Genomic DNA, 24659 nt, shown 5'->3' on the forward strand with positions numbered 1-24659 from the left:
GGACAATCCTTTACGCCGACTCTGGCGCGGTTCCGGCATTCATCACCGGTTTCGCCACGGTCTTCATCGGAATAAACGCCACGATGATAGCTCCCAGCACCAGGAAGCCGGCAACCATAAAGATCCCGGCGTTAAAGCTGCCGGTGACATCTTTCATCCAGCCCATCAGCAACGGCCCCAGCGCCGCACCGGTCATCCCGGTACCGTTTATCACCGCAATCCCCAGCGCGCGAGCGCGCAGCGACAGGGCTCTGTCCGGCGTGGTCCAGAAAATAACCATCGCCGCGAACGCCCCCATCGATGCCATCACAATACCGGTAAACTGCAGGTGCGGATTCGGGCTGGTGGCGGTGAGAATCCAACCGGCGGCGGCAAACAGATACGGCAGCAGGGTATGCAGCTTACGCTCGTTGTAGCGATCGGAACGTTTACTCCACCAAATCATCCCGACAATGGTACACACCTGCGGAATGGCGCTGAGTAATCCGATGGTGACGTTGCTGCTTTCGGCGTTAAAGCTGCGCAAAATCAGCGGCGTCCAGACGCTCAGGGCACTCAGGGTGTTGGTCAGACAGAAATAGGCGAGGGTGTAGAGAATAATTACCGGCGTGAACAGCTCGCGCATCACGCTTTTTTGCCCCACCGAGGCCGCCGCAATGGCGTTTTGAGTTTGCAGCGCCTGCTGTTTATCGGCTTCCAGCATCTCGTTGAGACAGGCTTTATCGTCGTCGGTCAGCCATTTTGCGGTCGATGGGCTGTCATCCAGCCAGTACCAGACCACCAGCCCCAGCAGTACCGACGGGAAACCTTCCAGCAGGAACAGCCACTGCCAGCCTTTCAAATTGAGCATGCCGTCCATATTGAGGATATAACCGGACGCCAGCGAACCCAGCGCCATGGTCACCGGCATGGCAATCATAAACAGGGCATTGGCGCGGGCGCGGTAGTGCGCCGGGAACCAGTAGGTCATGTAATACAGCAGGCCCGGCAGGAAGCCCGCTTCGGCAATCCCCACCAGCATGCGCAGCGCGTACAGGCTATTCGGCCCGGTAGCGAACAGCGTGGCGGTAGAAGCAATCCCCCAGACGATCATCAGGATAGCAATCCAGCGCCGCGCGCCCACGATAGTCAACATCACGTTGCTGGGGATCCCGCAGACCACGTACATCACGTAAAACAGCGTAGTCGCCAGCCCAAACATGGTGCTGGTTAGGCCGAGATCTTTGCCCATCGTCAGACCGGCAAAACCGATATTGATGCGGTCGAGGTAGGAGAAGACGAACAGCACGAACAAAAAAACGACCAGACGGCGAAAAAGTTTATTGATAACCGCCTGCTGGCGGGGATTCAGCGGTATTTGCGCTGAGGTTTGCGGCCCGGAGCGGGTCTGTTCCGTAGAAGGGCTATCGTTCATCAAAAGCTCCACATTGTGTTTATTAGTATGAGTGAGGTACAGGCTGCTAACGTATAGAAAATAGCCATGATGAGTGTCAATTTTGTGTGTAAAAAATGATACGTAATTGTTATGTGTGTGGCATTTATGAATCATAATGCGATCTGTGTCGCGTAAACATGCAAGAGGGAAGCGGAGTGGACGTAATGGTGTCAGGACGGGCGCACAGACACAGGGTATAATCGGCAAATCTGTTGCATTTGGGGTAAGGAAACGCATGAGTCCGACAAAGAAGAATCCTGCCGGTCTGTCTGATGAGACCGAGTTTCACCGGGAAGAGTTTCCGTTCTACTGGATTGTTAACGTCTATGCGCGCTACACCCAGACCGTAGAAATCGCCCTCAAAAAGATAGCGCTAGACGTATCGCGCTTTCGCGTGCTGATGATCACCCACCAGTATGGCGAAGCGAGCATTTCGCAAATCTCGGAATATGCGCTGGCGAAAATGCCTACCGTGACCAAAATCGTTGGCCGCCTGCGCGATGACGGCCTGGTGACCACCGCCAGCAGCGAGCGCGATGCCCGCGTAACGGTGGTGATGCTGACCGAAGCCGGGCAGCAGAAAGTGGCGGAAGCCATGCCGCTGGTGGGCAAGATTTTTGATAAAGGTTTTAAAGGAATGAGCGCCAGTCAGGTTGAAAAAATGAACCAGTCGCTGGCCAGAGTCCTCGATAATCTCAACGAACTCTGACCCTTCACCGCCACAATGACAAAATTGTGACTCGCGTAGAAAATATTTATAACCACCTGTAAATAAACACCTTTTAAACACGGCCTGCGAAATTCACTTCGCAGGCCATGCCCGCCTATATGCACTAATTTGCTTTATATTTCATCAAACTGCGAGATTAACCATGGTCTTTTAAAGGTTAATGAATTGTTGCGTGCGCGTAAAATTAGCGTGAAATATTACTTGAATATTCATCTAAATTTGCCAGTATTGATTTAACGCAACTCAGGACAAAAAAGCAGCATCGACTGCTCGCCTGAATATGATTCATTTTTTCTGGTTAAGGTGTTAATCATGCAGCCAGTTTACGAGAGCAATGGGTTTGTCGAACGCTTTACCCTCGGTGAGGGAGAGCTTAGTTTTGCCGTCAAAGATACCCTCAACGTGGCGGGATACCGCACTCAGGCGGGCTGTCCGGCGCTGGCGGAAACGACCGCCGCAGTACAGCACGCCGGCGTGGTCGAAACGCTTCTCGCCAGCGGCTGTCGGCTGGCGGGGAAAACCACGCTGCATGAACTGGCGTTTGGCGTCACCGGGATTAATGCCTGGGGCGGTACGCCGGTCAATCCTCTCTATCCAGCGCTGATCCCCGGCGGCTCCTCCAGCGGTTCGGCGGCGGTTGTCGCTGCCGGTGAAGTCGACTTTTCGCTGGGCACCGATACCGGCGGCTCGGTGCGGATGCCTGCCGCCTGCTGCGGTATTCTCGGGCTGAAGCCGGGCTACGGTGTGCTCAGCCGCGAAGGCGTATTGCCCGCCGAGAGCTCGCTGGACTGCGTCGGCCTGTTTGCCCGCGATGCCCATGTCCTGCGCCTGGCGCTGAATCACCTTAATCTGCCGGTTGCCGCCCCTCTTGCCGATCTTCCCGAGGTGGCTTTTATTGCCGCCGCGCTGCCGGAAATCGATGCGCTGCTGACGCAATTCCTTGCCCATGCGGGCGTGCAGCCGCATCGCGCAGAACTGCCCACGCTTGCCGATGCGCACCGCGCCGGCATCGCCATTATCAGCCATGAAAACTGGCAGGCCTTTAGCCCATTACTGACGTCTGGCGCGGTGTCTGCGGATGTTGCCACGCGTATTCGCGCCGGTGAAACGGTCAGCCAGCAGGCGCTGGAAGAAGCTGAACAGATCCGCCAGCGCTTTACCGCCGATGTCGATGCGCTGCTGGAGAAAAACCCTTTATTGGCGCTGGCTACGCTCCCGGAGCTGCCGCCGACGCTTGCCGAAGCGGCCGATCCTCTGAGCGTGGTCAACCTGACTCGCCTGGTACGCCCGTTCAACCTCAGCGGGCACCCGGCGCTGACGCTTCCGGCAGGCGAACTGCAAGGCAGGCCGATTGCCCTCCAGCTGGTGGCCCGTAAAGGGGCTGAAGGGCTGCTGGTGCAAGCCGCCGAGTGGCTGACCGCGCGACGACGTCGCTAACCGCACACTCTCTTTTTCTTTATTCCTGATGACTCAGTGAGTTCGACTCATTGCGGCCTCGTGCGCTCTGCGCCCGCCGCGACCACAACCGGAGAACGCTATGTCTGCCGTCCACGCCCGTGAAGCGCTAGAGCCGCTGTTAAGCGAAGTTGCGACTCGTAGCCAGGATTTTGAGCATCAACGTCATATTTCTGACGACATTATCAGCCGCTTTAAACAGGTCGGCGTCTACCGTGCGCTGGTGCCGAAAATTTACGGTGGCGACGAGTGTTCCCCGGCGCAGTTCTGTGAGCTGATTGAGCAGATTGCCACCGCCGACGGTTCAGCAGGCTGGGTGGCAAGCTTCGGCATGAGCCCGTTTTATCTCGGTGCGCTGCCGGTCGATACCTTGAAAGAACTCTATCGTGACGGCCCGGATGTGGTCTTCGCCGGCGGTATTTTCCCCACGCAAAAGGCGCGGCAGGCCGATGGTGGCTACCGGGTCAGCGGGCGCTGGAGCTTTGCCAGCGGCCGTATGGGCGCCTCGGTACTCGGCGTCGGCATTCTGCCAGACAGCGAACAGCCGCTGCCGCGCATGGCGGTGTTACCGCGTGCCAGCGTGCAGATCGATCCGGTGTGGAACACCGTCGGTCTGGCGGGTACCGGCAGCCACGATCTGCTGGTGGACGATGTGTTTGTACCGCAGGAGTGGACCTTTATTCGCGGCGGCGCGCTGAATCTCGACGGCCCGCTGTACCGCTATCCGGTGCTGTCGCTGGCTACCCAGGTGCTGTCAGTGGTGGCGCTTGGCGTGGCGCGTGCGGCGCTCAACGAAATCTACGCCATTGCCCATCGCCAGCAGTCGGTGACCGGCGCGCCGCGTCTGGCCGACCGCCCGCAGGCGCAGATGCAAATTGCCCGCTGCGAGGCGGACTTACGTTCCGCCCGCGCCTGGTTCTATGACGCTATCGACGATGTCTGGCAACAGCTGCTGTCCGGCGATGACGCCAGCTGCGAGCAGATTAACGCGCTGCGTCTTTCATCGACTCACGTGACGCGCGTGGCCGCCGACGTGGCGCGTCAGGCGCTGGCGTTAAACGGCATGGGCGGCGTCACCATGACCAGCCCGCTGCAGCGCTACGTGCGCGACACCATGGTCATTACCCAACACGCCTTTATGGGCGATCTCTCATATCTCAACGCAGGCACCGTCTTCTTCGGTGGCAAGCCGCAGCCCGGCTACCTGTGATTTTTAACTTAAGGAGCATCAGATGAGCCAGACCACAACCTTACGCGTGCTGTTTTGCATCGGCGTGAACCAGAACTTTTTCGATGCCAGCGCGGCGGAAGCCAAGCAGGTGTGGGCCGCTTTCGGCGTGATGATGAAAGGCATTGATGAAACGCCGGGGATCACCGTTATCGGCAACATGGACGATGACCAACTGATGGTTGGCCCGTCGACCACCGCCCCGTGGACTACCTACGTGCTGGCCGACGCTCAGGCGCTGGAGAACGTCGCCGCCGTCTGCAACCTGTTCCGCACCACGCCCGTTGGCGACGGCGGTAGCAAGCTGTGGAAGTACTGCAAAATCGAGGCCCGCGTTGGCCGCGAACTGATTATTCAGAGCTAACGGAGTCGATGATGACCTCTCAGGATGCGCAGCGCTTACAGCAGCTCGAAGATCAGCAGGCCGCCCGCGTGAGCATAAGCCAGTACATGCACCTGTGCGACCGGCTCGACGACAGCGACACCGTACGCGCCATCGGCGCACTGTTCACCGTCGATGCCTGCTGGGAAGGGGTGGGCGAACCGTATGCCACGCGCCTGGGGCGTCATGTCGGGCGCGCGGCGATTATCGCCATGATGGCCGGGTATGTGCGTAAACCGGCCCACTTCGCCATGAACGCGCATTTTCTGTGCTCCGAGGCGCTTAGCGCATCGGCCGACGGCGAGCTGCACGGCCGCTGGCTGATGTTGCAAACCTCGGCGTTTAGCGCCGGCGGCGCGCATCTCAACGCCGCTGAAATCAACGTCACCTTTCGGCGCGAAGCGGGGGAGATGGTGATGCACCATTTCACCACCCGCAACCTGTTTAGCCGACCCGTAAGCCACTGGCACGCCGAGGACACGCTCCCGGTGCCGGAAAACCATCAGACCGTCGAAGACGTGCAGGAGAATGGACATGCAGTGTGACCACCTCATTAATGTGAAAAATATCGATACTACGATGCCCAACGCGCCGAGCCGCGAAGAGATTGCATCGCTGGTGAAGCACGACCGTGTACACACCTCGCTGTACACCTCCGAAGAGCTGTTTGCGCTGGAGCTGGACCGAGTCTTCGGCAAAACCTGGGTTTGGGTAGCGCACGCCAGCGAAATCCCCGACACCGGCAGCTTTAAAACCACCGAGATCGGCACCCAGCCGGTTATCGTGGTGCGCGATCGTAAAGGCACCGTACACACGCTGCTGAACCGCTGTCGCCATCGCGCGGCCACCGTGTGCGAACACCGCAGCGGCAAAACCAACAGCTTTGTCTGCCCATACCACGGCTGGGGCTACGCGCTGGACGGCAGCCTGCGCGGCGTGCCGCATCCGGAAAGCTACGCCGACCAGCTGGAAAAAGGCGAGCTGGGGCTGGTATCACTGCGCACCGAACAGTACGCGGGAATGATTTTCGCCACCTTTAACGATCGTATTGAACCGCTGGAAGATTTCCTCGGCGCGGCGAAAAAGTGGATGGATCTGTTTATGAAGCAGGGCGCGGGCTACCCGATTAAAACCGGCCCGGCGCATCGATTCCGCTTCCCGGGCAACTGGAAAATCCAGCTCGAGAACACCACCGACGGCTACCACTTCCCGGTGGTGCACCGCTCGTTCTTAAGCTCGGTCGATAAGCAGACCGAAGAGATGCTCAACTTTGTCGACGGCAGCGGCTACGTCGAAGATCTCGGCAACGGCCACAGCGTGATGGTGATGATCCCGGAACTGGTGGATCTGGAAGCCAATCTCGATGCGCCGATCCCGGAGCGTTTTAATGAACTGGCCGAGGCCCTGCGCGCCGACCACGATGAAGACCAGGTGCGCCGTATCGTGCGTGCGGTCGGCGGCTCCGGCTTCAACCTCAATATCTTCCCCAACATCGCCTGCTCGATGGCGTTCTTCCGCGTCCTGCAACCGCTGTCGGTCAATGAAACCGAAATTCACCACGCGGTGATAACCATGGACGGCGGCCCGGAAATCGCCAATCAGGCGCGCCTGCGTCTGCACGAGCACTTCCAGGGGCCGATGGGCTTCGGCACGCCGGATGACTCGGAAGCGTGGGAACGCGTTCAGCGCGGCGCCACCGCCGGGGACGATCTGTGGATCATGCTCAACCGCGGCCTGGCGGGCGAATACCGCACCGATGACGGTCTGCGCAGCGATGTCAGCGCCGAGACCGGGATGCGCGCTGCCTATCAGCAGTGGAAAAAACTGATGACGGAGATGGAATAAATGACGACCGCTGAATCTGTACTGTTTAAGGCCATCGCGGTGATTAACCTCGAAGGCGATCTCCTCGATCAGGGCGAATTCAATGCCTGGCTGGATCTGTGGCAGCCCGACGGCCTGTACGTGGTGCCAATCGATCCGCAGGAGATCGATTTCAAAAACACCCTCAACTACGCCTGTGACGACCACGAAATGCGCGCTAAACGGGTGAAACGCCTGTACAGCGGCGAGTCTATCTCGACCACTCCGCGTGCCAGAACCCTGCGCACGCTGTCGCGTTTTCGCCTGCTGGAGGCCAGCGACAGCGAAGTGGTAGTGCGCGGCGCACAGTCATTGTGGGAACACCGCAAAGGCCATAGCCGCCACTATGCCGCCGATATCACCTGGCACCTGCAGCCGCAGGCCGACGGCTGGCGGATAAGCCAGAAAGTGATCCGCCTGGTCAACAGCGACGATGTGCTGCACAGCATCGGTTACATCCTGTAAGGAGCCGTTTATGACGCAAACCGTATTAGTCACCGGCGCGGCCAGCGGGTTGGGCAACGTTATCGCCCGCCATCTGCTGACGCAGGGGTATCAGGTGGTGTTGACCGACGTTGATGCCGCCCGCGCCGAAGCCGCCGCCGCTGAGTTGGACAGCCACAACGTGCTGGCGCTGGGGCTGGATATTCGCCAGCCGCGCGATTTTGACGCCGCGCTTAACGCCAGCGTGGCGCGTTTTGGCAGCCTGCACGTGCTGGTCAACAACGCCGCGCTGACGCTGGCGACGCCGGTGATGGACATTACCGTTGATGAGTTTGACCGGGTGATTTCCACCAATCTGCGCGGCACTTTTGTCGGCTGCCAGACGATGGGGCGCTATTTTGCCAGCCGCGGCTACGGCCGAATCATCAACCTGGCCTCGCTGGCGGGGCAAAATGGCGGCACCGCTTCCGGGGCGCACTATGCGGCGTCGAAAGGCGGGATCCTGACGCTGACCAAAGTCTTTGCCCGCGAGTTGGCGAAATCCGGCGTCACCGTTAACGCCATCGCACCGGGGCCGATGGACCTGCCGACCGTTCACGCGCTGGTGCCGGAAGAGAAAATGGCCGGGCTGCTACAGATGATCCCGGTAGGCGCGCTCGGCGAGGCGGAATTTGTCGCCCACGCCGTGGCGCTGCTGGCCTCTCAACACGCGTCGTTTGTCACCGGGGCAACCTGGGACATCAACGGCGGGCTGTTTATGCGCTAAAGGAGAGGTTGATGCTGACATTACAGGTAGTCCGCCGCGAACTGCGCGGCGAGGTGGTGCTGCTGACGCTGGCGCATGCCGACGGACGGGCGCTGCCCGAATTTACCGCCGGGGCGCATATCGACCTGCAGCTGAGCGACGATCTGCTGCGCCCGTATTCGCTGTGCAGCAGCCCGCAGGAGCGGCATTTCTATCAGCTCGGCGTGCTCAAAGACAGCCAATCGCAGGGCGGCTCACTGGCGGTGCATGCGCTGCGCGAAGGTGACGCCATTGCGGTGAGCGAACCGCGCAATCTGTTCGCGCTTGACGAGAAGGCGCGTCACAGCCTGCTGATTGGCGGGGGGATTGGCATTACGCCGATGCTGGCGATGGCGGCAGAGCTGCTGGCCGCCGGACGCACGTTTAGCCTGCATTACTGCGCAAAAACGCGGGATCAGGCGGCGTTTCTCCCGCAGCTGGAAGCCTCGGCCTATGCGCCGCAGGTGCATCTGCACTGTAGCGATGAACAACGTATCAACCTCGACGCGGTGCTGTGCGACGTGCCGGAAGGAACGCATGTTTACGTCTGCGGCCCGGCGCGGTTAATGGATGCCGTTCATGAACGCGCGCTCGCGCAGGGCTACGACCCGGATCGAATTCACCAGGAGTGCTTTAGCGCCGAGGTGGAAACCGGCGGCCAGCCGTTTGAAGTGGTGGCGGCGACCAGCGGCATTACCGTGCAGGTTGCCGCCAACCAAACCATCGTCGAAGCGCTGGCGCTGGCGGGGCTGAAGGTCTGCGTCTCCTGTAAGCAGGGGATCTGCGGCAGCTGTTTGACCGACGTGCTGGAAGGCGAACCGGATCACCGTGACCACTATCTGACCGACGATGAGAAGGCCGATGGCGATCAGATTCTGCTGTGTTGTTCCCGGGCGAAAAGCGCCCGTCTGATTATCGATCTTTGAGGATCTTCTAATGACTCTGCAAACCGAATTTCGTAACGCCATGGCGCAGTTGGGCAGCGCGGTGTCGGTTATCACCACCGATGGCCCTGCGGGTAAATTTGGCTTTACCGCCTCTGCCGTCTGTAGCGTGACCGACCAGCCGCCCACGCTGTTGGTGTGTATGAACCGTAATTCATTCGCCCACGCGCACTTTAAGCAAAACGGCACGCTGTGCGTCAACGTGCTCTCCAGCGATCACCAGGCGCTGTCCGGTGTATTTGCCAACGCTAACCTGCGTTCGGAAGAACGGTTTTGCCACGACAGCTGGCAGGTGATGGCCAGCGGCGCGCCGGTGCTCAGCTCGGCGGTGGCGAGCTTCGACTGCCTGATCGATGACTGCCACGAAGTGGGCAGCCATTCGGTCTTCTACTGCCGGGTGCAGGCGATTCGCATCAGCGAGCAGCCGCGCGGGCTGGTCTATTTCAACCGTCGCTATCACGCCGTCGGTCACGAAGCATAACCATGTAAAGAGGGATGCCGGATGAGTAATGTCGTTTCTGAAACCGTAGTCACGCCCGCCGAGACCCGCCACGATGCGCAACAGATGCGCAAGCTGGTGATGGCTTCGGTGCTGGGCAATGCGCTGGAGTGGTATGACTTTTTCCTCTACGGCACCGCGGCGGCGCTGGTGTTTGGCCCACTGTTCTTCCCGGTAGGCGGCGACCCGCTGCAGGGCACGCTGCTGGCGTTTTCCGGCTTTGCGGTCGGTTTCCTGGCGCGGCCGCTCGGCGGCATTGTTTTCGGCCATCTTGGCGATCGCTATAGCCGCAAAATGACGCTGATCATGACCTTGACGCTGATGGGGGCGACCACCTTTGTCATTGGTCTGCTGCCAACCTACGCGCAGATTGGTCTGTGGGCGCCGCTGGCGCTGATTATTCTGCGCTTTCTCCAGGGCGTGGCCTCCGGTGGCGAGTGGGGCGGCGGGGTGCTCATGCTCAGCGAAAATGCCCCTGAGCAAAAGCGCGGGTTCTACACCGCGTGGAGCCAGATGGGCGTCTCCGGTGGTTTTGTGCTGTCGGCGTTTGCCTTCTATCTGGTGCAGCAGCTGCCGGAAAGCGACTTTATGAGTTGGGGCTGGCGCGTACCGTTCGTGTTGAGCATCGTCATCTTCCTGGTGGGCGTCTATATCCGCAAAAACATTCGCGAGAGCAAAGCCTTTACCCAGGCCAAACCTGAAGACAAGCACGAGAAGATCCCGCTGCTGATCCTGGTTCGTGACCATCGGAAAGCGCTGCTGCAGGCCATTGCGCTGCGCCTGCCGGAAAACGGTGCGTCCTATATTTTCTTCACCTTCTCGGTGGTGTACGCCAAACATATCGGCATTGGCACCGGGGAGATAATCAGTGCCGTCACCCTCGCCATGCTGGTCGAGTTTTTCTCGATTCTGTTCTGGGGGGCGCTGTCCGATCGCATTGGCTTAAAACCGGTGTACTACATCGGCGTGATTGGCCTGCTGGTGATGGCGTTCCCATTCTTCTGGCTGCTGTCTACCGGCAGCTACGGCTACATTTTGCTGGCGATGTTCCTCGGCCTGCCGGTCTGTCACGGCGCGATGATTGGCACCCAGCCGTGCATCATGAGCGATCTGTTCCCGGTGCGCGTGCGCTATTCCGGCCTTGCGCTGGGGCATGAAGTTGGCTCGATTTTCTCCGGTGGACTTGGGCCAATGCTGGCAGTAGCGCTGCTGATGGCCTTCGACGCTTCGTGGCCGGTTTCGCTGCTGCTTATCGCCTACGCGCTGCTGGCGTGGATCGCACTACGCAGCCTGCCATCGGGCAAAACAACACCCTGATCCCTTTTTTCTTTGCAGGAGCAACCGATGTTAACGATTGAATCACTGGCCTGCTGGCTGGTGGATATTCCCACCGTTCGCCCGCACAAGCTGTCGATGGCGACGATGGGCTGCCAGACCCTGATGATTGTGCGCATGCAGTGTGCCGACGGCGTGGTCGGCTGGGGCGAGGGGACCACCATTGGCGGCCTGAGCTACGGCGCGGAAAGTCCGGAAGCGATGAAGCTGGCGATTGAAACCTATCTGTCGCCGCTGCTGTGCGGGCAGACCTTCAGCGGCGTGGCGGCGCTTGCCGAAACGATGAATGCCAGCGTGAAGGGCAACACCTTTGCTAAATCGGCGCTGGAAACCGCCTTCCTCGACGCGCAAGGCAAAGCGCTGGGCGTGCCGGTCAGCGCGCTGCTGGGCGGTGCGCTTAGCGATCGCCTGCCGGTGCTGTGGACGCTCGCGAGCGGTGACACCGCGAAAGATATCGACGAAGGAAAACGGCTACTGGCGGAAGGGCGGCACGACACTTTCAAACTGAAAATTGGTGCCCGCGATTTGGCGACCGATGTCCGCCACGCGCTGGCAATCAAAGCCGCGCTGGGAGATGAGGTCAGCATTCGCGTTGACGTCAACCAGGCGTGGGATTTCACCACCGCCGTGAAAGGTATGAGCCAGCTGCAGGCTGGCGGTATTGCTCTGGTTGAGCAGCCGATCCCGCTGTGGGACCGGCAGGGACTTATCGCGCTGAGCCAGCGTTTCACGCTGCCGATTCTGGCCGATGAAGCAGTGGCGACCAGCCACGATGGCTACGCGCTGGCCAACGGCGGCTTTACCGGCGCCTATGCGCTGAAGATTGCCAAAGCCGGTGGCCCGGCGCAGGCGCTGAAGCTGGCGCACGTGGCGCAGGCCGCGGGTGTTGCGCTGTACGGCGGCACCATGCTGGAAGGCTCGCTGGGAACGGTGGCCTCGCTGCACGCCTGGTCGACCCTGAAAATGCAGTGGGGCACCGAGATGTTCGGGCCGCTGCTGCTCAAAGACGACATCGTGGTGACGCCGCTCGCCTTCGGCCAGGGGCAGGTCACGCTGCCGCAGGGGCCGGGGCTGGGCGTGGAAATCGATGACGATAAATTGCGTTTCTACGCCCGAAAATAGAGGACATCCGCATGCTGTTTAAAGTTGAAATGACCGTCAATATTCCGGCGTCTATGCCCAAAGACCAGGCCGATGCTATCAAAGCCGAGGAGAAAGCCTACTCGCAGCGCCTGCAGCGCGAAGGCAAGTGGCTGCATATCTGGCGCGTCGCCGGGCTTTACGCCAACGTCAGCATCTTTGACGTCGCCGACAACCAGGAGCTGCACGATATTTTGACCGGGCTACCGCTGTATCCCTTTATGGCGATTTCGGTGCAGCCGCTGTGCCGACATCCCTCCGCCGTGAACTAACAACAACAAACCTTACCCTACAAAAAAGAGGAATATGCAATGTCAGTGAATCCTGCAAAACAGACCGAACTGGAATCGTTGCTGGCGATCAGCAGCGGCTTAAACTCCGAACAGGGCAACGAACGCTTCAAGGCCATTATGCATCAGGTACTGAGCGACCTGTGCCAGACCATCAAGAAGTTCGATATCAGCGATGAAGAGTTCTGGCTGGCGGTGAACTATTTAAACGAGCTGGGCGAACGCAAAGAGGCCGCGCTGCTGGCGGCGGGCCTGGGGCTTGAGCACTATCTGGATATGCGTGCCGATGAAAAAGAAGCCGCAACCGGTCAGGATGTCGGCACGCCGCGTACCATCGAAGGGCCGCTGTATGTGGCAGGCGCGCCGCTCAGCCAGCAGTACGCGCGAATGGATGACGGCAGCGAGCCGGGCGAGCCAATGTGGCTGCACGGCCAGGTGCGCGATTTAGAAGGCAACCCGGTAGCCGGGGCGATTGTCGATATCTGGCACGCCAACACCCTGGGCGGCTACTCGTTCTTCGATCAATCCCAGAGCGAATATCACCTGCGCCGCCGCGTGGAGACCGGTGCCGATGGCCGTTATGCGGTGCGCAGCATCGTGCCATGCGGCTACGGTTGCCCGCCGGATGGCCCAACCCAGAAGCTGCTGACCCAGTTAGGCCGTCACGGAAATCGTCCGGCGCACGTGCATTTCTTCGTCTCTGCACCGGGTTATAAGCACCTGACCACGCAGATTAACCTCAACGGCGATGCCTATCTGTGGGACGATTTTGCGTTTGCCACCCGCGAAGAGCTGATTGCCGATCCGGTGAAAATCACCGATGAGCAGTTATCGCAGGCGCGTAAAATTAACCAGCCGCATACTGAAGTCAGCTTCGATTTCACGCTGGTGGACTCCGCTCAAACGACTGAAGAGAGCCGGATTAAGCGCGCGCGCGTGATGGAGTAAAAGACGGCCCAGGGTGAGGTAATACCTCGCCCTGGGATTGTCCTTATGACAGTGTTCATATCTTGCCATTGCCGGATAATAGCGTTACAGGCGGGGATCTTTAGGCGGTGAAATATCAGGAATGTGACATTTCCCGGTGGTTTTTTAGCCAATTTAATCACCTCTTACGGTCCCACCAATATCAGCATTCAGGCCAATTATTCGCCATTGTCTTATGGATGAGTTCATCCTTAACCGCGAATAGTGATTGGTAATCATAAGCAATGTCGATGAATACGAAGAATGACGGATACCCGGGAAGGGCGCAGAGCGGTATAGTCAATTCAGCACTCGTTTGTTTTAGCGATAAATATGTAAATAGCGTTGATGTAAAAGGATCATTGGCGGTGTTGCCGATATTAACAATACTCACAGGATGTGGGGTCAGAATATGAAAACAGTACGTACCATTTTTCTCGCCGTAATGGGTCTGGCGTTTGCCACGGTGGCGCAGGCGCAAAACGGAGCTAGCTCCGGGAAAATTCGCTTTATCGGCCAGGTCGTGGAAGGGGGCTGCGGGGTTGCGCTCCAGCGCTCGCAGGCACAGATTTCCTGCTACTACAATGGCGTCAACCACATTCAGCATGTTGCCATTAAATCAATCGGCAACATCTCTGCGATGCCGGGCATCGCTACCGTCACTCAGCGTTCATTGAACGGTCATCCTGAGCTCCAGGAATTGACGATCACCTATCTGTGAGTTTTTTGCCTTCCTCATCCCCAGGGGAAGGCTGACTTTGGCGCACATTTTAGGTCTTTTCCTTTTCACCAAATAAGAACATTTACTTAATAAATCAGTAACGGCTAAAGGGATAAATATCGGGCCCAAAAGAAATATTCTGAAATACACACCACTCTTAATAATTTAAAATTTATGCGTTTTTCGGTCTCGATAAAATATATCTAAAGAGAATGATATAGGCATTTTACGCACTGATCAAATAACACCTTGGTGGTATTAAACCATAAAAATTAACATTTCCATTAACGAGATAATCCTTAAAAAACAATCACCTGTTATTTTTTGTTCTAAGGGTTACTTGTCAATTTAAAAGCGCACTGTCCAGTATCGGATAAAAACGGCGTTGTAAAAGATTAATCATATTGTAGATAATTAGCGGCGTCGGGTCAGGATGATCCGATGACAAAATATTATTTATAGCGAGTACTGTGGGCAACGCGGTTTAAATTCTAATGACTTCACATACTATTTATTTAATTAAATGGGAACGTTCCCTTTTTGTCTTGAAAATCAGGGAAATATTCGGTTTGACTATTCAAGGGCAATGAGCATGAAAAATTTTACGATTAAAGGACTGACGCTGGCATTAATGATGGTTGGCGGCTCTGCAATGGCTGCTGGCATCAGTGGTGGAACCGGGCCCGTCACGGTAACCGGTGGCTCCGTTCATTTTACCGGCGCTGTGGTTAACGCAGCCTGTGCCGTAGCGGAAGACTCCATCAACCAAACGGTCAATATGGGGCAGGTTCGTCTGGCGGCATTTGGCGATACCCCGACTGAGGGCAACGTGGCTAACCAGAAAACCCCGTTCAGCATCAAGCTGACCGACTGCGATACCAACGTTTCGACTCAGGCATCCGTGACCTTTAACGGCCCGGCCGCTGCCGGTAACGCGAGCGTACTGGATAACACGGCGGGTGCCGGTGGTGCGCAGGGTGTCGGCGTGCAGCTCTATGATACTGACGGTACTGCGTTGGATCTGGGGAAAGAGTCGAAAGCAGCCACCCTTATCGATGGCAACAACACCATGGCGTTTACTGCGGACTATATCGCGACATCCGGCACGCTGAGTGCTGGTGACGTAGACGCGACGGCGACTTTTAACGTCACCTACCAGTAACCCTTCAGGAAATAAGATGCCACGGATGGCGCTTTCGCTAACGGGAGTTGGGATGAATATTTCTCTGTCGGGTCAGGCGGTTGTGCTGTTTGCTTTTTTGCCTCTACTGGCGTGGGCTGGGAATCATCATGTTGTCACCGTACCCGGCGGCGATGTGCATTTCTCGGGTGCGGTTGTTGAAGCCGCCTGCGTGGTCGATACCGACAGCGAGGCGCAAACCTCGCTCCAGCACGTTTACCAGCGTCGGTTCCTGGGGCGATCCGCAGCCTTTCACTATCGTGCTGAAAGACTGTGATATCAACGTTAGCCAGCGGGTCGGTGTGGCTTTTAACGGCGTCACCGATGTGAAAGATCCGTCGGTATTAGCCGTCACCGGCGGAGCGGGCAGCGCCAAAAATATTGGGGTGGGCATTTTTGATAGCGTCGGCAATTTGCTGATTCCGAATACGTCACCGCAGCATTTTACCTCGTTAAATAACGACACCACGGTCTTGAGCTTTATCGCTAAATATCGGGCGACGGCGGCAAATATTTCGCCGGGTGAAGCGGATGCTCAGACCTGGTTCACGCTGACTTACCTATAATTTTTCGCCGCAGCAGGCGTTTTCTATTTAAAGGCTCATTATGTCCATTATTACTCGTACCTGTTCTGCGCTGTCGATAATCAGCCTGTCGCTAGCCTCAATGATGACTCATGCTGCGGATTACGGTGGCATTGCCTTAGGTGCCACGCGGATTGTTTATCCTCAGGGCAGTGAACAGATTTCGCTGTCGGTCAATAATACCGACAGTAAAGGGGTCTTTTTAGTTCAGTCGTGGGTCGAGAATTCGGACAGTAAAAAAAGCAGCAATTTTGTCGTCACCCCACCGCTGTTTGTGATTAAACCGGAAAAAGAAAATACGCTGCGGGTGATGTATATCGGGCCGCGCGAATCATTGCCAAAAGACCGGGAAAGTCTGTATTGGATGAATGTCAAAGCGATTCCGGCCGCGAATAAAGATGCCGCGACTAAGAACACCTTACAAATTGCGGTACTCAACCGCATTAAACTTTTTATTCGCCCGCAAGGTCTGGCGATGAGCGTGGCTGAGGCGCCGGAGAAGTTACGCTTTCACAAGGACGGGAAGCAGCTGATGATAAAAAACCCGTCACCATATTACATCACGCTGGTCCATTTCAACGACGGGACCACTGAATTGCCGGCGACGATGGTGCCGCCGCTGGGCCAAAGTACGATTGTGGTGCCGGAGAGTGCTCGGGGGCAAATTACCTTCCAGACGGTGAATGATTATGGCGCGAATACGCCGAAGCAAAATGCAGTAATCGAATAACCCGCGGAATTGGGTCGGCAAAATAATGACAATTCGTATTTGCTATATAGCCCGGGCGATTGCCCAGGTTTTACTGTGCCGTAAACGCGGCTACAGATATATTTTGCCGGCGGCGTTGGGCTTTATTTCGTTTACCGCCAGTGCGGATAATTACTTTAATCCCGCGTTTCTCTCCGGCGACAGCTCGGCGGTTGCCGATCTTTCGCAGTTTGAAAATAGCGATGGTCAGGCTCCGGGGAAATATCGGGTTGATGTTTATATCAACCAGCAATTTGTCGCCAGCGAGGATGTTGAATTTCAGGCTGACAAGAAAAGTCAGGACGATACCGGGTTAGCGCCGTGCTTTACGCTGACGCGGCTGGAGGCGATGGGGCTAAATGCCAACGCTTTCCCTGCGCTGAAGACGCTTGCGGCGGACCAATGCGTGCCGTTCGCGGCTATTCCCGATGCGAGTACGCGTTTTGACTTCGCCCATCTGAAACTGGATATCAGCATTCCGCAGGCCGGAATGATGCAGAGTGCGCGTGGCTATATTCCGCCGGAGCAATGGGATCAGGGGATTAATGCCATGACCCTGAACTACGATTTTTCCGGCAGCAACAGCGGCGGCGTCAGTAATGAAGACAGTTATTACCTCAATCTACAAAGTGGGCTGAATCTGGGCGCCTGGCGTCTGCGGGATTATTCCACCTGGAACTACAGCCAGGGTGAGGGCAGCTCGCAGAGTCAATGGGAGCACATCAGTACCTATGTCGAAAGAACGCTGATCCCATTGAAAGCGGAGATGACGCTGGGTGAGAGCTATACGCCAGCGGATGTTTTTGATTCCCTGAGCTTTCGCGGCGCCCAGATAGTCTCTGACGATAATATGCTGCCCGACAGCCTCAAGGGGTTTGCGCCCACGGTACGCGGGATAGCCCGCAGTAATGCCAGAGTGACGATTAAGCAAAACGGCTACGTCATTTATCAGACCTACGTCTCCCCTGGCGCATTTACTATTACTGACCTCTATCCAACCTCATCAAGCGGCGATCTGCTGGTGACGGTGAAGGAGACGGACGGCAGTGAAAATAGCTATTCGGTTCCGTACTCGGCGGTGCCTTTATTGCAGCGCGAGGGCCATCTTAAATATGCGCTGACCGCCGGGAAGTACCGCAGCAGTAACGATCAGCAAGAAGACGTCGATTTCGCGCAGGGCACCTTAATCTGGGGGCTGCCGAAAGGCGTTACCGCCTATGGCGGCAGCCAGGCATCGGCAGATTATCGGGCGTTCGCATTAGGGCTGGGGCTAAACATGGGCGATATCGGCGCGATATCGATGGATGTGACTCAGGCCAATAGCACCTTGATTGACGGCAGCCAGCATGAAGGTCAGTCCGTACGTTTTCTGTATGCCAAGGCGCTCAATACGTTGGGAACCAACTTTCAGCTGCTCGGTTATCGCTATTCGACGCAGGGCTTTTATACCCTCGATGAAACCACCTATCGGCATATGGAAGGCTATACCGGTGATGATGCCTGGCAGGATGACGATCATGACGGTAAGCAGGATGAGCCCGACTGGACCGACTTTTATAACCTCTACTACACCAAAAAAGGCAAAGTGCAGATCAACATCTCGCAGACGGTGGGTGAGAACGGGTCGCTTTTTGTCACCGGTTCCGAGCAAAGCTACTGGCATACCGATGAGACCGACAAACTTATCCAGGTTGGCTACAACGGCAACTGGCATGAAATCTCATACGGCGTGACGTGGAACTACGACCGCTCGCCGGGCGAAGATGAAGCCGACCAGGTGTTCGCTTTTAACGTCTCGCTGCCGCTGGGGGAATGGCTTTCCCGCCACGGTAACGCCGATATGTACCACACGGCTAATACGCTTAATGCGTCCTACAACATGAGAACAGACCGCCACGGGAAGGCCTCGCAGACGGCTGGCGTGAACGGCACGCTGCTGGATGAAAATAATCTCAGCTACAACGTGCAGGAAAGCGATGGTAACCACGGCGTTGGCAACAGCGGTAACGCCAGCCTGAATTATCAGGGCACTTACGGCAACCTCAAGGCCGGATACAACTACAGCGACGGCTATCACCAGCGCAATTACGGACTCAGCGGCGGTGCGGTATTGCACCGGGATGGTCTTACGCTGAGCCAACCGTTGGGCGACACCAATATCCTGGTGAAAGCACCGGGTGCGGCAGGCGTGGCGCTGGAAAATACCACCGGGATAAAAACCGACTGGCGCGGATATGCGGTGGTTCCCTATGCCACGACCTATCGACAAAACCGGGTGGCGTTGGACACCAACTCCCTGGGGCAGAACGTTGACATCGATGATGCGGTGGTGAACGTCGTGCCGACCCAGGGGGCGATGGCGCGGGCGGAGTTTGCTGCCCATGTGGGTGCTCGTGTGTTGATGACGCTGCTTAACCATAAAAAACCGCTGCCGTTCGGCGCGACGGTGACGCTGAGCGACGGCCAACAGAGCAGTCTGGTGGGCGATGACGGTCAGGTTTATCTCTCCGGACTGTCGCAGTCCGGCGCACTGACGGCGCAATGGGGACAGGGCGCTGATAAGCGATGTTCGGCAAGCTATCAGCTCAGCGCCGACCAGATGACTGACTTTAGCCGGGTGACGGCGACCTGTAATTGATCCTTTGGGGATGACCATGAAGAAGATAATACCGATGTTGTTTTGCAGCGTGCTGCTGCTGGCGGCCAATACCGCTTTGGCCGATTCCTTAAATAGCTGCTCCAATGCAACTGGGTCGACGCAAAACGAAAACTTTGATGTCACCACCTCATTAACGGCGGATACCAACGTGGCGGGGAAAACCACCCAGGTGGTGCGCTCCGGCGATATTCATATGAATGCGGTTTGCCCACAAGAGGCGGGCAACAGTAACACCTATACCTATCGTTCCTACGTCTCTAATTATCCGGTGGTGGAGACCTCGGGAAACTGGAAATACCTGCAGCTCAATGGCTATCTGGAAGGGGCGCTGAAGGTCACTGATAGCGTGGCGGGGGATATTTATGCTCCGGCGAATTACGCCAAAATGGGGGGCGATAGCTGCGTACCGAAAGGCTGTAATTTCCCGGTATCGGATTCGAACATTACGCTGCAAATAAAAATAGCCAAACCGTTTGTCGGTAATGTGACCATCCCGCAGACCAACTTGTTCAATGTGTATATCAACCGGACTAATACGTCATCGTTTGGCACCCCGGTCTACACCATCTCATTCAGCGGTTCGATTACCGTGCCGCAGAGCTGTGAGGTAAACAGTAACCAGGTCATTACCATTGATTTTGGCACTCTCTCGTCGGGCAATTTTAAAACGAAAGGTCAAAAGCCTGCGGGATTTATGCCGGTGACAGAACAGGTGCCGGTGAAATGTTCGGGCGGGGTGACGGAAATGGCCAGCCTTAGCTTCCGTTTTCAGGGGACAGCGGACAGCAACGAACCTACCGCTATTGCCACCGACAACAAAGATATCGCCGTACAGTTTACCGACAACAGCGGCAACGTGATTATCCCGAATACCGGCACCATTCCTTTCCAGCTACAAAATTACATCGCCACGGTGCCGTTTAGCGTCGCCCCGATAAGTGCAACGGGCAATAAGCCGTTGCAGGGGGTGTTCCATGCCCAGGCCTATATCGTGGTCGATTTTGATTAGGGGGCGACATGATGAATAAAACGATTACCTGGCTGGTCGCCATCATTGGCAGCGTGATGGTCTTTACCGCGCATGCCGCCAGCAACGGCGTGGCGATTGACATGAGCGGTACGGTGGTGGCGGCAACCTGTGATGTGAATACGGCGGACACCAACCAAACCGTGTTTATCGGCAGTTTTGGCAGCAATACCTTCCATAGCGTGGGAGATGTGTCGGCGTCGGCCGATTTGCAGATTCGGTTGACCGACTGTAGCAGCGGTATCGCGGGGGCGACGGTCACGTTTAGCGGCATTCCGGACAGTCACAACAGCAAACTGCTGGCGCTTTCAGATACGTCCGGGGCAGGAGCAATGGCTTCCGGCGTAGGGGTGGAGATCCTTGACCGCAACCGGAAAAGCCTGGCGATTAATACCGCCAGCGATAGCCAGCCTTTAGCCGAAGGCGATAACAATACCCTGACCTTTTACCTACGTTACCAGGCAACAAAAATGCCGGTCACAGCGGGTAATGCATCATCAGTCATGTACTTTGACCTGAGCTACCAGTGATGAAAACTCTCTCTCCGCTGTTATTCGTTATTTGGGCCGTTAGCCCGCTGGCACAGGCGCATGACGGGACGGTAAACGTGCAGGGCACCATCCTCGACAATACCTGTGTCGTCTCCGCGTCTACCCAGGAACAGACCGTGCCATTAGGTGATATTTCGGCAAAACAGTTTTCAGCCAGCGGCAGCGCTTCATCGCCGGTCGCCTTCGTGATTGACCTGCAGGATTGCGGCGCGGCGGCTTCCGGCGTGGACTTCACTTTTGGCGGCGTCCCCAGTTCTGCCGATAAGACGCTGCTGGCGCTGGCAAGCGGCAGCGGTTCGGCCGCTGATATTGCGATTGAACTTCAGGATGCAAACCACGTACGTTTGCCGATAAACCAGGCGTCCACGACTTACAAGATAGACCCTGCGCGTACCGACAACCCGTTCACTTTTTATGCCCGCTATGTTGCCACTGCGAACAGCGTGACCAGCGGTGAGGCTAACGCGACCGCGACCTTCACGCTGACCTGGCAGTGATTAAGGACTCCCCGGATGAAATTTTTAGCCCTTATGCTGGTGGCCCTGGTGTGTAGCACCGCTGCGCGCGCCGGTGTGGTTATCGACGGTACGCGCTTTATTTTCGCTGCCGATAAACCGAGCATCAGCTTTACGCTGAACAATACCGCCGCGCAGCGCTACCTTGTGCTGACCAAAGTGCTTAACGATCAGGGGAAATCCGCGTCGCAGGTTCCGTTTACTACCACGCCGCCGCTGTTTTCTCTGCCGCCGGGGCACAGCAATATTGTGCGTATTATGCGTACCGGCGGCGACCTGCCCGCCGATCGCGAAAGCCTGTTCTGGCTGAGCGTTGCCAGCATTCCGGAAATCGAGGGTAAACCGTCGACGAATTCCCTACAGGTGGCTATCCGTAGCCGGATGAAAGTCTTTTTTCGCCCGACTGGACTGAAAGGACGGGCAGAGGATGCCTATACCCAATTGCGCTGGGAAAAGGCCGGGACAGGGCTGCAGGTGAGCAACCCGACGCCCTATTACGTCACTCTGTTTCAGCTAAGAATTAACGGCAATGCGCTTAGCAACGCCGGGATGGTCGCACCGTTTGCGACCCGGACTGTAAGCGGCTGCCCGGCGGCACAGGCCTGCGCTCTCGAGTGGCAAACGATCAACGATTATGGCCGGGTGATGCCGGTGATCAAACGAACGCTATAGATGGCTATTAATACAATGCAACGCGATGATTCACGAAGCGCCGTTTGGCTGATTGTCGGCCTGCTGGCCGCGGTTTATCTGTGCGTTATGCACCTGGTTATCCCGAATATGGGCGGCAGCGGCAGCGATATGCCGACGTCATTGTGCGTATGGCTGGTACTGCTGCTGACATTAAGCGTGGGGACGCTGCTCCTGCTGCGTACGGCCATTACGCTTATCCCCGGTATTTACGCGGTGCTGTCAGGCGTGGTGCTGATGACGTTGCCCCTCGCCTGGTGTCCGCGTCAGGAGTGGCTGCTGGATGCACTCCCGCGCTTTGTCGCACTGTGGGCTGGGGTGCTACTTCTGTTGGTGCTGATTCGTTGCCGGTTCAACGCCCGTCAGCGGGAAATTCTACTGTACAGCATCGGTTTTGCGGCATTGATTCAGGCCATTTATAGCCTGCTTGGTCTGTATCATCCAACTGTATTGTCTGGGTTTGAGCAACAGGTGCTGCGGGCCAATCCGGGGAATATTGGCGTATTTCAACAACGTAATGTCACCGCTTCTTTTCTGGCAACCGGCGCTGCGGTATGGCTGTTTCTCATGGGCGCCCCCATTTTCAGGTTTGCGAATCGCCATGGCGAGACGGTTCGCGCAGGGCTTGTCAGCGCGATAATTATGCTGCTGTTCACCACGTTGACGCTTATCTGTTCGCGAATTGGCTGGTTAAGCGCGCTGTGTATTTACCCGGCGATGAGCGGGCTTTACTGGCGGCGGGCGTCTCGCTGGCGGCGAAGTTTACTGGTTCTTACGCCACTGCTGGGGATGATTGCTGGCGTATTGTTGATGCAGGTTTCGCTCCATCAGGCTCTTTCCCAGCATCATAGTTCTAACGTGCAGCGGCTGATGATACTGCGTGAAACATGGCACATGATTTGTCGTTTTCCCCTTACGGGTTGGGGATACGGCAGCTTCGAATGGCAGTTTAGCCATTTTATTGCCGACCGAGCGAAACCGATTGAGAACGGCCTGCTGGTACTGACGCATCCGCATAATGAAATTCTCTATTGGTGGGTTGAAGGTGGGGGCGTGGCGCTGGGCGGACTACTGTTATTGGCCTATGCCGGAGTCGTTATCTTTTTACGCTCGGCCACGCGGCAGAAACTGGCCTGCTTGTGCTGCATACTGCCGCTGCTTTTACATACTCAGGTTGAATATCCTTTTTACCAGTCCGGTGCCCATTGGCTGACGTTTATTGTGTTGGTGAGTCTGGCGGCCGGGCAACAACGCCAGCCACTTGAAGCCTGCCACCGCGGCCTCAAGTGGCTGGCGCCGCCGCTGGCATTGGTTTGTCTGGCCATGGCGGCCGTCGTGTTGGTCACTCTGCGTCAGCAAAGCAACCTCACCCAGTTTGAGCGACGACCCGACGACCATTACGCCAGCGTGCTGGCGCTGCATGAAACCGGGCTGGCGACGGCGCGTTTAAGAAAGGATCGTGCGGCGGCACTGATTGTGGAATATCAGCATTCGGGCGATATTAATGCGCTGCGCTGTTTTATCCCGCAAGCCACACGCTGGTTAAATTTATGGGTCGATGCCGATATGTACGATAATCTGATCAACGTGAATATCTTTATGGGGAATCCAATGACGGGTAAATTGTTACAATTAGAAGCAGGAAAAATATTTACCGAAGATAAACGTTTTCAATTACGTTAAAAAGCGGAAGGCAATTTTTCCATCGAAACCAGCACGCCTGATTTCATTTCAATATAATGACCTTTTTTAAGTTCAGCCAATACATCCATAATACGGCTTCGAGAGATCCGGGTGCGTCGTTGGATAAATGAAGAGACTTTTATTTGCCGACGAATTTCTTCTGGATAAAGCCACAGTTCCATCAACAGCGAGCGAATTTTGCTGTAGGCGTCGTTACCAACCAGTTCGCTATCCCGGGCGCTCATCATCATTACCCGCTGTGCCAGAATGCGCGCGATGTCGTGCCATAAGCTTAATTCGTCACATTTTTCCACAAACAGATTCAGTGGAACAACCCAGCCGCTGCAGTCCGTTTCGGCCCGGATATAGTGCTGCGGTCTGGACTGGACGTCGTAATATAGGCTATAGCCATCAATAAGCCCCACAACGGTTGGGGAGAATGCCGTAGCAATATGTAAATCATCTTGCTTATGGCTGATGGAAAAGCAGCCGGTAGAAATCAATAAAATGAATGCGGTTTCCTGGTCGTCACTGAGTAACATTTTGGTTGATGCTTTTAAGGTAAATGCGGTACCGAAAGGCGCCAGTGCCTGATGGAGATCCATTATTGCCTGTAGCGGTTTTGTCTGCTGACCGAACTCGAAGGCATGCAGTGGACGAGGCGAATCGTCTGATTGCGACATTTATATTTCCCTACTAATAATATTGAATTAAGTATAGCACGGCGATAGCGGATTCTATAGCTGATGTTAATGATTGATTTGGATTTATCTTAAGGCATAGGACTAATCTCTCAACTTACCAAA

At 56.5% G+C, this 24659-nt stretch carries 27 protein-coding genes; 25 read left to right on the top strand and 2 right to left on the bottom strand.

What is annotated here, in order from left to right; genetic code table 11:
* Positions 1 to 10 precede the first annotated feature (10 nt).
* Positions 11 to 1414 (bottom strand): 4-hydroxyphenylacetate permease, encoded by a 1404-nt coding sequence (gene hpaX / locus LZ634_RS16455; protein WP_234507179.1) that lies wholly within the window; start codon positions 1412 to 1414, stop codon positions 11 to 13.
* Positions 1415 to 1670: 256 nt separating this feature from the next.
* Between hpaX and LZ634_RS16460 the strand changes: the two genes are divergently transcribed.
* From LZ634_RS16460 to LZ634_RS16580, 25 genes are all read left to right on the top strand, one after another.
* Positions 1671 to 2144, top strand: coding sequence for a MarR family winged helix-turn-helix transcriptional regulator (locus LZ634_RS16460; protein ID WP_234507181.1), 474 nt, complete (start codon positions 1671 to 1673; stop codon positions 2142 to 2144).
* Between the two features lie 333 nt (positions 2145 to 2477).
* On the top strand, positions 2478 to 3602 hold the full coding sequence (locus tag LZ634_RS16465) for an amidase (protein ID WP_234507182.1): 1125 nt from the start codon (positions 2478 to 2480) through the stop codon (positions 3600 to 3602).
* 100 nt (positions 3603 to 3702) lie between these two features.
* Positions 3703 to 4830 carry an acyl-CoA dehydrogenase family protein gene (locus tag LZ634_RS16470; protein WP_234507184.1) on the top strand — a complete coding sequence of 376 codons (1128 nt, stop codon included), beginning with the start codon at positions 3703 to 3705 and terminating at the stop codon, positions 4828 to 4830.
* A 22-nt stretch (positions 4831 to 4852) separates the two neighbouring features.
* A complete protein-coding gene (locus LZ634_RS16475; RefSeq protein ID WP_234507186.1) occupies positions 4853 to 5212 on the top strand; it encodes an IacB protein in 360 nt (119 codons plus the stop codon).
* An 8-nt stretch (positions 5213 to 5220) separates the two neighbouring features.
* The gene (locus LZ634_RS16480; protein WP_234507188.1) at positions 5221 to 5775 is read left to right on the top strand and encodes a nuclear transport factor 2 family protein; all 555 of its coding nucleotides are present in this window, start codon (positions 5221 to 5223) and stop codon (positions 5773 to 5775) included.
* A complete protein-coding gene (locus tag LZ634_RS16485) occupies positions 5765 to 7075 on the top strand; it encodes an aromatic ring-hydroxylating oxygenase subunit alpha (RefSeq protein ID WP_234507189.1) in 1311 nt (436 codons plus the stop codon). Before LZ634_RS16480 ends, LZ634_RS16485 begins: the two co-directional genes overlap by 11 nt.
* Entirely contained in the window at positions 7076 to 7558 is a 483-nt protein-coding gene (locus LZ634_RS16490) for an aromatic-ring-hydroxylating dioxygenase subunit beta (protein WP_234507191.1), read from the top strand.
* A gap of 10 nt (positions 7559 to 7568) precedes the next feature.
* A complete protein-coding gene (locus LZ634_RS16495; RefSeq protein ID WP_234507193.1) occupies positions 7569 to 8303 on the top strand; it encodes an SDR family NAD(P)-dependent oxidoreductase in 735 nt (244 codons plus the stop codon).
* An 11-nt stretch (positions 8304 to 8314) separates the two neighbouring features.
* On the top strand, positions 8315 to 9247 hold the full coding sequence (locus tag LZ634_RS16500) for a PDR/VanB family oxidoreductase (protein WP_234507194.1): 933 nt from the start codon (positions 8315 to 8317) through the stop codon (positions 9245 to 9247).
* Positions 9248 to 9257: 10 nt separating this feature from the next.
* Positions 9258 to 9746, top strand: a complete 489-nt coding sequence (locus LZ634_RS16505; RefSeq protein ID WP_234507195.1) for a flavin reductase — start codon at positions 9258 to 9260, stop codon at positions 9744 to 9746.
* An 84-nt stretch (positions 9747 to 9830) separates the two neighbouring features.
* Positions 9831 to 11081, top strand: a complete 1251-nt coding sequence (locus tag LZ634_RS16510) for an MFS transporter (protein WP_414467747.1) — start codon at positions 9831 to 9833, stop codon at positions 11079 to 11081.
* Between the two features lie 27 nt (positions 11082 to 11108).
* Positions 11109 to 12221 (top strand): muconate/chloromuconate family cycloisomerase, encoded by a 1113-nt coding sequence (locus tag LZ634_RS16515; protein WP_234507197.1) that lies wholly within the window; start codon positions 11109 to 11111, stop codon positions 12219 to 12221.
* A gap of 11 nt (positions 12222 to 12232) precedes the next feature.
* A complete protein-coding gene (gene catC, locus LZ634_RS16520; protein WP_234507199.1) occupies positions 12233 to 12511 on the top strand; it encodes a muconolactone Delta-isomerase in 279 nt (92 codons plus the stop codon).
* 39 nt (positions 12512 to 12550) lie between these two features.
* Positions 12551 to 13477: a catechol 1,2-dioxygenase gene (catA, locus tag LZ634_RS16525; protein ID WP_234507201.1), complete on the top strand. Its 927-nt coding sequence runs from the start codon at positions 12551 to 12553 to the stop codon at positions 13475 to 13477.
* A 430-nt stretch (positions 13478 to 13907) separates the two neighbouring features.
* Positions 13908 to 14216 carry a hypothetical protein gene (locus LZ634_RS16530; RefSeq protein ID WP_234507203.1) on the top strand — a complete coding sequence of 103 codons (309 nt, stop codon included), beginning with the start codon at positions 13908 to 13910 and terminating at the stop codon, positions 14214 to 14216.
* A 607-nt stretch (positions 14217 to 14823) separates the two neighbouring features.
* Complete coding sequence (locus LZ634_RS16535; protein ID WP_320673465.1) at positions 14824 to 15378, top strand: fimbrial protein; 555 nt, start codon at positions 14824 to 14826, stop codon at positions 15376 to 15378.
* A gap of 52 nt (positions 15379 to 15430) precedes the next feature.
* A complete protein-coding gene (locus LZ634_RS16540) occupies positions 15431 to 15673 on the top strand; it encodes a hypothetical protein (protein ID WP_234507207.1) in 243 nt (80 codons plus the stop codon).
* Positions 15657 to 15962, top strand: a complete 306-nt coding sequence (locus tag LZ634_RS16545; RefSeq protein ID WP_234507209.1) for a fimbrial protein — start codon at positions 15657 to 15659, stop codon at positions 15960 to 15962. The genes LZ634_RS16540 and LZ634_RS16545 overlap by 17 nt, the downstream gene beginning before the upstream one ends.
* 40 nt (positions 15963 to 16002) lie before the next feature.
* The gene (locus tag LZ634_RS16550) at positions 16003 to 16710 is read left to right on the top strand and encodes a fimbria/pilus periplasmic chaperone (RefSeq protein WP_234507211.1); all 708 of its coding nucleotides are present in this window, start codon (positions 16003 to 16005) and stop codon (positions 16708 to 16710) included.
* Positions 16711 to 16735: 25 nt separating this feature from the next.
* Positions 16736 to 19366 carry a fimbrial biogenesis usher protein gene (locus LZ634_RS16555; RefSeq protein ID WP_234507213.1) on the top strand — a complete coding sequence of 877 codons (2631 nt, stop codon included), beginning with the start codon at positions 16736 to 16738 and terminating at the stop codon, positions 19364 to 19366.
* 16 nt (positions 19367 to 19382) lie between these two features.
* Positions 19383 to 20396, top strand: coding sequence for a fimbrial protein (locus LZ634_RS16560; protein ID WP_234507215.1), 1014 nt, complete (start codon positions 19383 to 19385; stop codon positions 20394 to 20396).
* A gap of 8 nt (positions 20397 to 20404) precedes the next feature.
* The gene (locus LZ634_RS16565) at positions 20405 to 20944 is read left to right on the top strand and encodes a fimbrial protein (protein WP_234507217.1); all 540 of its coding nucleotides are present in this window, start codon (positions 20405 to 20407) and stop codon (positions 20942 to 20944) included.
* Positions 20944 to 21462: a fimbrial protein gene (locus LZ634_RS16570; RefSeq protein ID WP_234507219.1), complete on the top strand. Its 519-nt coding sequence runs from the start codon at positions 20944 to 20946 to the stop codon at positions 21460 to 21462. Before LZ634_RS16565 ends, LZ634_RS16570 begins: the two co-directional genes overlap by 1 nt.
* Positions 21463 to 21477: 15 nt before the next feature.
* Positions 21478 to 22152, top strand: coding sequence for a molecular chaperone (locus LZ634_RS16575; protein ID WP_234507221.1), 675 nt, complete (start codon positions 21478 to 21480; stop codon positions 22150 to 22152).
* On the top strand, positions 22153 to 23853 hold the full coding sequence (locus LZ634_RS16580) for a PglL family O-oligosaccharyltransferase (RefSeq protein ID WP_234507222.1): 1701 nt from the start codon (positions 22153 to 22155) through the stop codon (positions 23851 to 23853).
* On the opposite strand, the gene LZ634_RS16585 is transcribed toward LZ634_RS16580, so the two are convergent.
* Positions 23850 to 24536: a helix-turn-helix domain-containing protein gene (locus LZ634_RS16585; RefSeq protein WP_234507224.1), complete on the bottom strand. Its 687-nt coding sequence runs from the start codon at positions 24534 to 24536 to the stop codon at positions 23850 to 23852. The genes LZ634_RS16580 and LZ634_RS16585 overlap by 4 nt on opposite strands.
* Between the last annotated feature and the right edge of the window lie 123 nt (positions 24537 to 24659).

Source organism: Kluyvera intermedia, assembly GCF_021440345.1.
Lineage (GTDB): Bacteria > Pseudomonadota > Gammaproteobacteria > Enterobacterales > Enterobacteriaceae > Kluyvera > Kluyvera intermedia_A.

Coding starts and splice junctions, on each gene's coding strand:
- hpaX (WP_234507179.1), bottom strand. CDS start 1,414: ATGAACGATAGCCCTTCTACGGAACAGACCCGCTCCGGGCCGCAAACC.
- LZ634_RS16460 (WP_234507181.1), top strand. CDS start 1,671: ATGAGTCCGACAAAGAAGAATCCTGCCGGTCTGTCTGATGAGACCGAG.
- LZ634_RS16465 (WP_234507182.1), top strand. CDS start 2,478: ATGCAGCCAGTTTACGAGAGCAATGGGTTTGTCGAACGCTTTACCCTC.
- LZ634_RS16470 (WP_234507184.1), top strand. CDS start 3,703: ATGTCTGCCGTCCACGCCCGTGAAGCGCTAGAGCCGCTGTTAAGCGAA.
- LZ634_RS16475 (WP_234507186.1), top strand. CDS start 4,853: ATGAGCCAGACCACAACCTTACGCGTGCTGTTTTGCATCGGCGTGAAC.
- LZ634_RS16480 (WP_234507188.1), top strand. CDS start 5,221: ATGATGACCTCTCAGGATGCGCAGCGCTTACAGCAGCTCGAAGATCAG.
- LZ634_RS16485 (WP_234507189.1), top strand. CDS start 5,765: ATGCAGTGTGACCACCTCATTAATGTGAAAAATATCGATACTACGATG.
- LZ634_RS16490 (WP_234507191.1), top strand. CDS start 7,076: ATGACGACCGCTGAATCTGTACTGTTTAAGGCCATCGCGGTGATTAAC.
- LZ634_RS16495 (WP_234507193.1), top strand. CDS start 7,569: ATGACGCAAACCGTATTAGTCACCGGCGCGGCCAGCGGGTTGGGCAAC.
- LZ634_RS16500 (WP_234507194.1), top strand. CDS start 8,315: ATGCTGACATTACAGGTAGTCCGCCGCGAACTGCGCGGCGAGGTGGTG.
- LZ634_RS16505 (WP_234507195.1), top strand. CDS start 9,258: ATGACTCTGCAAACCGAATTTCGTAACGCCATGGCGCAGTTGGGCAGC.
- LZ634_RS16510 (WP_414467747.1), top strand. CDS start 9,831: ATGCGCAAGCTGGTGATGGCTTCGGTGCTGGGCAATGCGCTGGAGTGG.
- LZ634_RS16515 (WP_234507197.1), top strand. CDS start 11,109: ATGTTAACGATTGAATCACTGGCCTGCTGGCTGGTGGATATTCCCACC.
- catC (WP_234507199.1), top strand. CDS start 12,233: ATGCTGTTTAAAGTTGAAATGACCGTCAATATTCCGGCGTCTATGCCC.
- catA (WP_234507201.1), top strand. CDS start 12,551: ATGTCAGTGAATCCTGCAAAACAGACCGAACTGGAATCGTTGCTGGCG.
- LZ634_RS16530 (WP_234507203.1), top strand. CDS start 13,908: ATGAAAACAGTACGTACCATTTTTCTCGCCGTAATGGGTCTGGCGTTT.
- LZ634_RS16540 (WP_234507207.1), top strand. CDS start 15,431: ATGAATATTTCTCTGTCGGGTCAGGCGGTTGTGCTGTTTGCTTTTTTG.
- LZ634_RS16550 (WP_234507211.1), top strand. CDS start 16,003: ATGTCCATTATTACTCGTACCTGTTCTGCGCTGTCGATAATCAGCCTG.
- LZ634_RS16555 (WP_234507213.1), top strand. CDS start 16,736: ATGACAATTCGTATTTGCTATATAGCCCGGGCGATTGCCCAGGTTTTA.
- LZ634_RS16560 (WP_234507215.1), top strand. CDS start 19,383: ATGAAGAAGATAATACCGATGTTGTTTTGCAGCGTGCTGCTGCTGGCG.
- LZ634_RS16565 (WP_234507217.1), top strand. CDS start 20,405: ATGATGAATAAAACGATTACCTGGCTGGTCGCCATCATTGGCAGCGTG.
- LZ634_RS16570 (WP_234507219.1), top strand. CDS start 20,944: ATGAAAACTCTCTCTCCGCTGTTATTCGTTATTTGGGCCGTTAGCCCG.
- LZ634_RS16575 (WP_234507221.1), top strand. CDS start 21,478: ATGAAATTTTTAGCCCTTATGCTGGTGGCCCTGGTGTGTAGCACCGCT.
- LZ634_RS16580 (WP_234507222.1), top strand. CDS start 22,153: ATGGCTATTAATACAATGCAACGCGATGATTCACGAAGCGCCGTTTGG.
- LZ634_RS16585 (WP_234507224.1), bottom strand. CDS start 24,536: ATGTCGCAATCAGACGATTCGCCTCGTCCACTGCATGCCTTCGAGTTC.